Here is a 9778-nt window from a genome sequence, read left to right on the forward strand (position 1 = left end):
GGCCTGCGCCGCGGCGTCGGCGGCCGACAGCATCGCGCCGATCCGCTCGAACTCGGCAGACGCGGCGTCCAGTCCGGGACCGTCGTGGGCGGCCAGTGCCACCGCATGCTGTGCCTGGGCCTGCACCAAGCGCCCGTCCACCCGAGCGGCCAGATCCGCCAGTCGTCCCGCCACGGAGTGGTCGCCGAAGCGGGCCGCCGTGTGCAGGGCAATGGCCTCGATCGCATGCTGATGTGCCCGGGCAGCCGCGTCGGCGGCGCCCACCGCGATCCGGATGGCCGGGGAGACGGTGCCTTCGGCCGCGGCCAGCCAGGCGCGGGCGACTTCCAGTTGCGGCTCGTAGACCGCGCTGTGCCTGCCGCCGCGCGCGGTGGCATGCGCGATCGACTCGGCGGCCTCGGCGGCGCGGCCGAGCGCCGAATATGCCTCCGCCAGGCGGATTCTCGCGGGGAACATCCAGGCGGCGGCGCCCTCGGCGGCCAGTGCGGCCAGCGCCTGTTCCAGATGCTCGATGCCGTCGTTGAACCGGCCCTGCGCCACGTCGACGGTGCCCTGCAGGATCTTCGACATACCCCAGGCCAGGTACTGGCCCGGTGCGGAGTAGCCGAAATACGCTGCGGCGCAACGTCGTGCGTCCTCCAGATCGCCGGTGAACGTCAGCGCGAGCACCTCGGCGTGGGTCGACATGAAGCGGTTGAGCCCATCGATGTGCTCCTCCACCTCGTGCCCGCGGGCCGCGTACTTTCTGGCCGCTTCGGCTCTGCCCATCAACGCCAAGGCCAAGCCGCCGCCGAACGCGGCCCACCACACCGCCCACGGCGGCGCGTCCTGGGTCGACATGACCGCCTCGGCTTCGGCGATCGCGTTATCGATGTTGTTCTCGTTGACCGCGCTGGCCGAGGCGAGACCGGTGAAGATGGCCGCAATCTTCGGATGCCGCACCTTCCCGCGCACCAGGGTGAGCACATCGTCGGCACGGTCGGCATCGCCCATGGCCCACAGCAGGTTCGCCACTCGGGTGCTGCCCCAGCGTGCGAGTTGCACCTCGTCGAGCTGGTCGGGGTCGAAGCTGGCCAGCGTGCGTTCGGCCTCGATCCGGTGACCCTGCCACAGCAGGGCCCGCGCCAGCAGATCGGCGGACTCCACGCCACCGCGCCGTTCCACCGCTGCCCGCGCGAAGCGTTCGCCCAGCGGCAGATTCGCCAATCCGATCGCGTCGGCGGCGGCCGCCTCGAACAGTTCCAGATCCGCTGATTTGTCGCTGTCCAAGGCCAACTCGGCCAAGCGGATCCGGTCGGCCGCGGATTTGATCGGACGTTCCTTCAGCGAGGAGTACAGGCGGCCGCGCAGGCGCCGCGCCGAGGCGATGCCGAGCCGGCGCCGGATCACCTCACCGAACAGCGGGTGGTTGTAGCGCACGGTCAGGTCCTGCGTGTTCTCCACCACCTTGATGACACCGCGGGTTTCGGCGGCTTCCACCGCGTCCTCACCCGCCAATTCGGCGAGCACGTCCAGATCGATCGGCTCGCAGAAGGTCAGTAGTTCCAGCACCCGCAGCACCGACTCGGGCAGCTGCTCGACCCGGTCCTCGAGCAGCGCGGCCAACTCCGAGGTCACCGCGGCCCGGCCGCGCAGCTGCCAGACGCCGTTGACCTGACGCAGCGTGCCCGCTTCCAGCGCGCCCTCGACCAAATGCCGGAGGAACAGGGCGTTTCCGGCGGAGGACTCCCACATCAGATTGGCGGTGAACCCCTCGAGCTGCCCACCGAGCATCGACTCCACCAACTCCACGCTCTGATGCTGGGTGAACGGACGCAGGTCGATCCGCGTCAGGTGCCCGTCCTTCCACAGCGAGGTGATCGCGTCCGGCACCGGAACCCCGCTGCGGACGGTGACCACGATGTGCGCGGCCTTATCGATGGCCAGCTGGAGCAGCAGGGTGGCGGAGAGCTGGTCGAGCAGGTGCGCGTCGTCCACACCGATCACGGTGTGCCCGTCGGCGAGCAGCGCCTCGCGCGCGGCCGACATGAACGTGACCGGGTCGTGCGCCGTGTAAACGCCGACCATGTGCGCGAATACCCCCAGCGGAATGCTGCGCGCCGACTCGGTGCCCGCCACCCAGCGAATATTGCCGCCGAGCGTGGCGGTGGCGTGCCGGGCAAGGGTGGTCTTGCCGACTCCGGCGTCGCCGGTGAGGACCACCCCGACGTGCTCCGGACCGGTCAGCGCCGCGCGGATCGCCTCGAATTCGCTTTCGCGCTCGATCATCGGCCAGTTCCGAGCCATGCTCTAACTCTAGATCTTCAGCGATCATGATCGAAGCCGAGCGGGCCCGATAGCGATGGTGAATTTGTGGTGAACCCGCCGAATTCGTGCTGTACCGCGCAGAATTCGAAACAGGTTCTAGCCGAGGACGTCGTGCCGGACGATGGTCTGGTCCCGGCCCGGCCCCACGCCGATGCAGGAAATCCGGGCGCCGGACAGCTCCTCCAGGCGCAACACGTACGCCTGCGCGTTGGCGGGCAGTTCGTCGAAGCTCCGCGCGCCGGAGATGTCCTCCCACCAACCGGGCATTTGTTCGTAAATCGGCTTCGCGTGATGGAATTCGGTCTGTGTGGTCGGCATCTGCTCGACCCGCTCGCCGTCGATCTCGTAGGCCACGCAGATCGGCACCGTGTCCAGACTCGAGAGAACGTCCAGTTTGGTGAGGAAGTAGTCGGTGATGCCGTTGACCCGGGTGGCGTAGCGGGCGATCACCGCGTCGAACCAGCCGCAGCGCCGGGCGCGGCCGGTCGTGACGCCGACCTCACCGCCTGTCTTGGCCAGGTAGGCGCCGGACTCGTCGAACAGCTCGGTCGGGAACGGGCCGGAACCGACCCGGGTGGTGTAGCACTTCAGGATGCCGAGCACTGTATTGATCTTGTTCGGCCCGATCCCTGCGCCCACCGCCGCGCCGCCCGAAGTCGGGTTCGACGAGGTGACATAGGGGTAGGTGCCGTGGTCGACGTCCAGCAGGGTGCCCTGCGAACCCTCCAGCAGCACGGTCTCGCCCCGCTCCAGCGCCAGGTTCAGCTTCAGCCGGGTATCGGCGATCCGGTGTTTGAAGCTGTCGGCCTGCTCCAGCACCTCGTCCACCACCTGCTGCGGGTCGAGCGCGCGGCGATTGTAGATCTTGACCAGCACCTGGTTCTTGAACTCGAGCGCGGCCTCGACCTTCTGGGTGAGGATCTTCTCGTCAAGCACATCCGCGACCCGCACGCCGACACGGGCGACTTTGTCCTGGTAGCACGGGCCGATGCCGCGGCCGGTGGTACCGATCTTCTTGTTGCCGAGGAAGCGTTCGGTGACCTTATCGATGGCCACGTGGTACGGCATGATCAGGTGCGCGTCGGCCGAGAGCAGCAGACCGGAGGTGTCGACGCCGCGGTCTTCCAGCCCGGCCAGCTCCGCGAGCAGCACGCCGGGATCGACGACGACGCCGTTGCCGATCACGTTCGTCACTCCGGGAGTCAGAATGCCGGAGGGGATCAGGTGCAGCGCGAAATTGTCGCCGTTGGGCAGCACCACCGTGTGCCCCGCGTTGTTGCCGCCTTGGTAGCGGACCACCCAGTGCACCCGGCCGCCGAGCAGATCGGTTGCTTTGCCCTTTCCCTCGTCGCCCCACTGGGCGCCGATCAGGACGATTGCCGGCATGGTCGTGTCTCCTACGGTTCGACAGGCAACACTGGTGTGTTGCAGCTACCTGCCGTACTGAGGCGGTGGCCGGAAGCACAGTCTAGCCGACCTGTCCCAGGCGGCGTCGCGTCGGATCTCGTCGTAGGCTCGACACCCGTGTGGTCACGGCCGGGCAGGGCTATGGTTGCACGGCACGCCGAGCGGCTGCGCGGCGTACACGGGCGAATCCTGGCGGGTTCACCCGGAAGTGGCGAGGGGCCCGACGGTGTCGGCTCGAACCGAGGAGGGTGTACGGCAGCTTGAGTACCCATGTTCTCCGCTGCGACGGCGCACCCGTACCCATCGCGCTCGCAGCACTGCCGACAACCCAGACGGCCGCCATCCCCGCTCTCACCGAGATCGACGAACTGCTTCCCGTGCTCGCTGCCGACAGCCTGCCACGGCTCATCGTGCTGGGCGACGACGCCGCGCTGTCCGCCGTGCTCACCCATCTGATGCGCACCGAGCGGCTGCACGTGGAGATCGGCTACGTGCCGGTCGAGAAGACATACGCCTCGCGGGCGTATCAGACCGGCACCGGCAACGCGGCAGCCAAGCGCGCCATCGAGGGCCGGGGCGTGGAGACGCCGCTGGTCCGCGACGACACCGGCACGGTGCTGGTCGGTCGAGCGGTGATCACCGGTGTCGAAGGCGCGAAGCTGGACGGCGAAGCCTACGTCGACGACACCCAGCTGTTCTCCGGAAAGGTGACGGCTATGATCGTCTCGCCGTCGCTCGAACTGCCCGGCGTGCGGGCCACCGTGCGCAAGGGCATTCGCAAGCGCCGCTGGCTGGAGGGGCGGGCCGCGCAGCTGGGTACCTCCGGCGCGATCGTGACCAGAGATGGCATCCGCACCGACCGCCCGGTGCCGCGCTCGACCTTCTACCGTCACCACGAGTCCTGGCATTTGGTGCGATGACCTCACCTTTTCCGATCCATCGCAGGTCGCGCGCCGTCCGGCCGAGCCCGGTGTTCCTGCTCGTGGTCGCTCTCACGGCGGTCGGCGGTGCGCTCGCCTGGGATGCCCCGGTGGACTCGACGAGAGCCAAAGCCGGAGTGTTCGTTTTCGTGGTGTTCGGCTGGGTCGTCACGCTGTGCCTGCACGAATTCGCGCACGCGTACACCGCTTGGCGCGCAGGCGACCGCGAGGTCGAGCTGCGCGGCTATCTGACCCTGAATCCGTTGAAATACAGCCATCCGCTGCTGTCTATCGTCTTGCCGATGGTGTTCATCGCGCTCGGGGGTATCGGCCTGCCCGGCGGCGCGGTCTACGTGCACACACACAACGTCTCGCCGCGAACGCAACGGATAATCAGCGGCGCGGGGCCCGCCGTGAACGCGCTGTGCGCGGTGCTGCTTCTGGCGGTGGTCCGGATCTGGGGCAGCACCGATGCGCATCCGGCGTTCTGGTTCGGCCTGAGTTTCCTTGCGTTCCTTCAGATCACGGCGACCCTGCTAAATCTGATCCCGCTGCCCGGGCTGGACGGCTACGGAATAGTCGAGCCGTCCCTGAGCTACCAGACCAGGCGCTCGCTCGATCAGTTCAAACCGTTCGGCATGCTGATCCTGTTCGCGCTGCTCTTCACACCCGCCATCAATCAGGTGTTCTTCGACGCCGTGTACGCGCTGTTCGAACTGTCCGGCGTGCCGTCGAATTGGTCACGGTACGGGAGCTACCTCACCCGCTTCTGGACCTGACCCTGGCGGGATCGCCACCCGCGCAGCAACGCTCGAGCCTCCCGGCAGCGCAGCACAAGGCCGCCCGGTCGAATCGACCAGGCGGCCTTGGCTTCTCCGCTCGCGTCCGACCCCGCCCCACCCCAGCCACCACACCCTGGCTGGTGGGCCATTTCGTCCGCGTGCGAAGCGGTTGACCGCGATACCCCGCCAACTCGCGGTCACATCGCAAAACTACGGGGCTGGTACGCACGCAACACGGGTAGCGGACTACCTGAAGCTCGTCTCCCCGCCGCGGGACGCCGGACGCATACCACTTGTCCGGCAAGAATGTCCGATTACCGCTGAGTAGTTTGGCTCAGACTTCCGGCTGCACGTACGGGTGCTTGACCGTCGGCGGCAGCAGGGCAATCGCCGAGATACGCTGCATCCCACACACCTGCATCAGGTCCACCAGCGTCGAACGCACCTGGGCGAACACGACATGCGCCGAAAGCCCCGCGCCAGCAACCAATTCCGGGCGCGCACCCTTCGCCACCGAGCGCAGTACGCGAGTGGCCTCGGCCCGGTCGGGCTGCTCGCCCGGGTCGGCAAGCATCATCCGGCGCACCACGTCCACGGCTTGGCCGAGGCGCTCCACCTCATCGATCAAGCCGGGGTGGAGGATTTCGTCGTCGCGGACCAGAGTCAGCGAGCGCCGCAACAGGACTCGGGTGTTGCGGATCGCGTTGTCCAGCGGGTCCGCGGTGGCCCTGATGCGTTCAAGGCGGGAACGGGAGTTCCAGTACAGCGGCGAGATCCGGCTGATCTCGCGGCCACCCTCCAGGGTGGCGCGCAACGAGTCGATCTGCGGTTGGGTCGCGCGAACCGCGGTGAGGGCGCGGCGCACCTTCTCCGGGTCCTGCTCGAGCAGTCCGTCGGCGCACTCGGTCATCGATGTGCCCATCACAGCGAGAATGTCCGCGGCCAACGTCCTGGCCCTACGCACCGGATGCAGCGGAATCGCGGCCACCACGACGACGCCGACCAGCCCACCGACCAGGGCGTCGATCATGCGGGAGAAGCCGCCGCCCACCGACGGCGGGAGCAAGGTCGCGACGAGCACGGCGGAACCGGCCGCCTGCATGGTGATGATGGAACCACCGTCTAGAAACACCGCCGCGGCCATGGCGACCGCGACCACGAGCGCGATCTGCCAGACGCCGGTGCCCGCGCGGGAGATGAACAAATCGCCGATGCCGATGCCGACCGCGACGCCGACCACCAGTTCGACCGATCGCCGCAGCCGGGCGCCGAAGGAGATGCCGATCGACACCACGGCGGCCGTCGGCGCGAAGAACGGCAGCGTATGGCCGATCACGTGATGAGCGAGGAACCAGGCCAGTGCCGCGCCGACCGCGCACTGGATGATCGGCAGCATCGAACGACGCAGCCGCGCCAACGAGGCGCGCAGGCGAGTCATGCTGCTCGCGTGAGCGGTGCGGACGCGGGAATTCGGGTCGAGCACATCCGTCATCCGAGCCCTCATCGAATCGCTACGCGATGCTCAGTCGAGGCCGAGCTCCGCGGCCGCACGCGGGTCGCAGTCTTCCAGCAGGTCCAGGCAGCGTGCGTACTCATCGGTCTCGCCGATCGCCTTCGCCGCGCGGGCCAGCGCCCCGACGCTGCGCAGGAAACCGCGGTTCGGCTCGTGGCTCCACGGCACCGGGCCGAAGCCCTTCCAGCCGTTGCGGCGCAACAGGTCGAGGCCACGGTGGTAGCCGGTGCGAGCGAACGCGTACGCGGCGACGATGTCATGGTTGACCGCCTCGTCCTGGGCTTCGCCGCGGGTCAGCGCCGCCTCCGCGAGGTGGGCCCAGGCGATCGAGGCGGCGGGATGATCGGCCGCGACCCGCACCGGATCGGCGTTCTCGCCGAGCGCGTCCTCGGCATCGGGGATTTCGGGTAGCAGTACCGGTTGCGGTCCGAGCAGGTCACCGAACGAGGTCATGCGGACATTCTGCACCGCAGGTCGATTTCCTCAATAGGCGGCTACCTCGCCTTCGCTCGGCCCGGCGCAGGCTACCGACGGACTTCGTCCGACAGCGTCATCTCCACGGCTCCCCGAACTCCGCTCGACCCACCGCGGCCTATCGACGAACTTCGCCCGACAGCGCCACCTCCACGGCTGCCCGAACTCCGCTCGACCCACCGCAGGCTGAGGGCGGACTTTCACCAGCATCGTCTTTCAACGCAGGGGCGTCTCTCATACGGCTGCCTCGGCTACGCACGGCCCGGCGCATGGCATGACAACTTCCGCTGCGCCCACCATGAGGTTGCTGTCGGTCACGGTTCCCGACGCAGGGCCACAGAGGAGACTCGCCCGGCTACGCACCTCCGCAGCTGCGCCAGCGCCGCGCATCCCGACGCAGGGCCACCGACAACCGTCCGCCCGCTTGCGTCGACCGCATGGCGGTATCAGCATTTGCTCGGCTCGTCGCGGGTCTGGAGGGACTTCGTCCGGCGCAGTAATGCGGCTGCTCCGCCTGCGATTGGGCCAGCGCGGGCTATTGACGGACTTCGTCCGGTTGCGCCCATTAGGCTGGCCGTCGAGTTCCACAGTTCCGCCTGAGCGAGGGGTGTGCGTGTCCGACCCGAACGACGAGAAGAATCCGGCGCGGGATAGCGCTGGACCGGCTGGCTCGGCCGGGGCTGACGCACGCCCAGACGCGGCCACCGACCGCACCCCGCCCGCCGGGAAAGGCGCTCCGACACCTCCCGCCGCAGACACGCAGCGGATCGCTCAGCCACCGCGGCGGGCGGGGACCTGGGCGGCGTGGACCGCGCCCGCATCACCTCGCGGCGCGGGCGAATCCACTGCGGAAGGAAAGGGATCCGCTTCGGGGCAGAGGGGTGGCCCCGCGTCAGGTGCATCGTCGGGTGGCGACCAGGGGCAGACGCCCGGCGGGAGTGCGGACGCCCAGAAGAACGCGAGTTCGGCGGCACCGAAATCGGCGGACGCCAGCACGGCACCGGCCAGCCCCGGTGCCGCGAGCAACTCTGCATCCCGACCCACGGGCCCCTCCGCAGCGAACTCGACTCCCGGCTCCGCGCCCAGGAACTCTCCCGCATCCGGACCGGCAGGCAGCACCGGCTCCGCACAGCAGCCCAGCGCAAAGCCCGCGACCGGGACATCCAGCGGCACCCCGGGAACCGCCGACGCCGCAACCAGCGGAACGAACTCCGCCGCCCGACCCGCAGCCGCGTCCGGAGAACCAGGCGCTCCCGGCACACCCGCGTCCCGACCTGCAACCAGCGGCCCGTCCACACCGGCCTCCAGTCCCGCCAGCGGCGCGACCGCGAACAAGCCCGCAGGGGGTGCACCCGCCAAGTCGCCAGGCGCGGCCTCCGACAGTGCATCGAAGACCTCCCCGCCGACATCCGCGAGTTCGCCGGCGTCCGGAGTAGCGGGCACGAATCCCCGTGCTGACCAAACGGAACAGGAGTCGCCCACCGGACCGGCCGCGAGCGCGTCTGGACCCGAACGGGCAGGGAACGCACCTGCTGCACCGACGACCGGAAAGACGGATGCCGGTGCCGGACCACGCTCCGGATCCGGCGCACCGACCGGAGTTGCCGGCCTACCCGCGACGTCGGATGCGGAAACGACGGCAATCGAACGGAAGACCGAACCGGACCGGAAAGACTCCGGTGCCAGCTCCTCGGACGTGCCGAACGCCGGTTCCGCACCGAGTGAGGCAGCACCCGGCGACCGCACCCAGGTGATCAGGCGCGACCAACTCCCATCCAGTTCGGCAGCCTCTGGCACCCCCGCCTCGAAAGAGGCTGCGGCGCGAGCAAACCAGCCGGTCAAAGACCAGCCAGCCCCTGGCACCGACCCGAAGTCCCGGGCCCCGGGAGCACCGACCGCCGGTTCCGCACCAAGTGAGGCAGCACCCGGCGACCGCACCCAGGTAATCAGGCGCGACCAACTCCCATCCAGTTCGGCAGCCTCTGGCACCCCCGCCTCGAAAGAGGCTGCGGCGCGAGCAAACCAGCCGGTCAAAGACCAGCCAGCCCGTGACGACGCGAAGTCCGGGGCTGCCGCCGCCGCAGGTGCGAAGAACCAGGCACCCGCGCAAACTGAAGCGAGTTCGGCGGCGGCCGGCGCTCCCGACGCCGAAGCGAAGACGGCGGCGATCCCGCAGAACGATCCGAGTCGAGCCGGCGGAGACGCCGCGACCGTCGTGATGCGCAAGCCGCCGAGCGCAGCAGGGCCGAAGGCAGCGGAACCCGCCGAACCCGGCGAACAGAACCCCCCGGGTTCGGATGACGTGACCATGGCGATGCCGGTGGTCGACCTGGACGACGCCAAGACCGTCGCGCTGCCGATCCAGCGGCCCGCCG

Annotated in this window: 7 protein-coding genes; 2 read left to right on the forward strand and 5 right to left on the reverse strand. The window is 69.0% G+C overall.

Annotation, left to right across the window (positions count from 1 at the left end):
* Positions 1 to 2286, reverse strand: a 2286-nt coding sequence (locus NA4_RS32585) for an ATP-binding protein (protein WP_067479003.1), incomplete at its 3' end; no start/stop codon positions are given.
* Positions 2287 to 2403: 117 nt separating this feature from the next.
* Complete coding sequence (locus NA4_RS32590) at positions 2404 to 3693, reverse strand: adenylosuccinate synthase (protein ID WP_067479005.1); 1290 nt, start codon at positions 3691 to 3693, stop codon at positions 2404 to 2406.
* Between the two features lie 281 nt (positions 3694 to 3974).
* Between NA4_RS32590 and NA4_RS32595 the strand changes: the two genes are divergently transcribed.
* Together NA4_RS32595 and NA4_RS32600 are read left to right on the forward strand one after the other, a co-directional pair.
* The gene (locus NA4_RS32595; protein ID WP_245671693.1) at positions 3975 to 4634 is read left to right on the forward strand and encodes a hypothetical protein; all 660 of its coding nucleotides are present in this window, start codon (positions 3975 to 3977) and stop codon (positions 4632 to 4634) included.
* On the forward strand, positions 4631 to 5413 hold the full coding sequence (locus NA4_RS32600; RefSeq protein WP_067479009.1) for a site-2 protease family protein: 783 nt from the start codon (positions 4631 to 4633) through the stop codon (positions 5411 to 5413). Before NA4_RS32595 ends, NA4_RS32600 begins: the two co-directional genes overlap by 4 nt.
* A 337-nt stretch (positions 5414 to 5750) precedes the next feature.
* Here the strand turns inward: NA4_RS32600 and NA4_RS32605 are convergent, their stop codons facing one another.
* The 3 genes from NA4_RS32605 to NA4_RS32615 form a co-directional block, all read right to left on the reverse strand.
* Positions 5751 to 6908 carry an FUSC family protein gene (locus NA4_RS32605; RefSeq protein ID WP_174553027.1) on the reverse strand — a complete coding sequence of 386 codons (1158 nt, stop codon included), beginning with the start codon at positions 6906 to 6908 and terminating at the stop codon, positions 5751 to 5753.
* 30 nt (positions 6909 to 6938) lie between these two features.
* Positions 6939 to 7382, reverse strand: coding sequence for a DUF3151 domain-containing protein (locus NA4_RS32610; protein WP_067479011.1), 444 nt, complete (start codon positions 7380 to 7382; stop codon positions 6939 to 6941).
* A 792-nt stretch (positions 7383 to 8174) separates the two neighbouring features.
* Complete coding sequence (locus NA4_RS32615) at positions 8175 to 8846, reverse strand: hypothetical protein (protein ID WP_157129439.1); 672 nt, start codon at positions 8844 to 8846, stop codon at positions 8175 to 8177.
* Positions 8847 to 9778 lie beyond the last annotated feature (932 nt).

The organism is Nocardia amamiensis NBRC 102102 (assembly GCF_001612745.1).
In the GTDB taxonomy this organism is placed as follows: Bacteria; Actinomycetota; Actinomycetes; order Mycobacteriales; family Mycobacteriaceae; genus Nocardia; species Nocardia amamiensis.

Excerpts from the sequence above, each read along its gene's own strand:
- NA4_RS32590 (WP_067479005.1), bottom strand. The coding sequence starts at position 3,693 with ATGCCGGCAATCGTCCTGATCGGCGCCCAGTGGGGCGACGAGGGAAAG.
- NA4_RS32600 (WP_067479009.1), top strand. The coding sequence starts at position 4,631 with ATGACCTCACCTTTTCCGATCCATCGCAGGTCGCGCGCCGTCCGGCCG.
- NA4_RS32605 (WP_174553027.1), bottom strand. The coding sequence starts at position 6,908 with ATGACGGATGTGCTCGACCCGAATTCCCGCGTCCGCACCGCTCACGCG.
- NA4_RS32610 (WP_067479011.1), bottom strand. The coding sequence starts at position 7,382 with ATGACCTCGTTCGGTGACCTGCTCGGACCGCAACCGGTACTGCTACCC.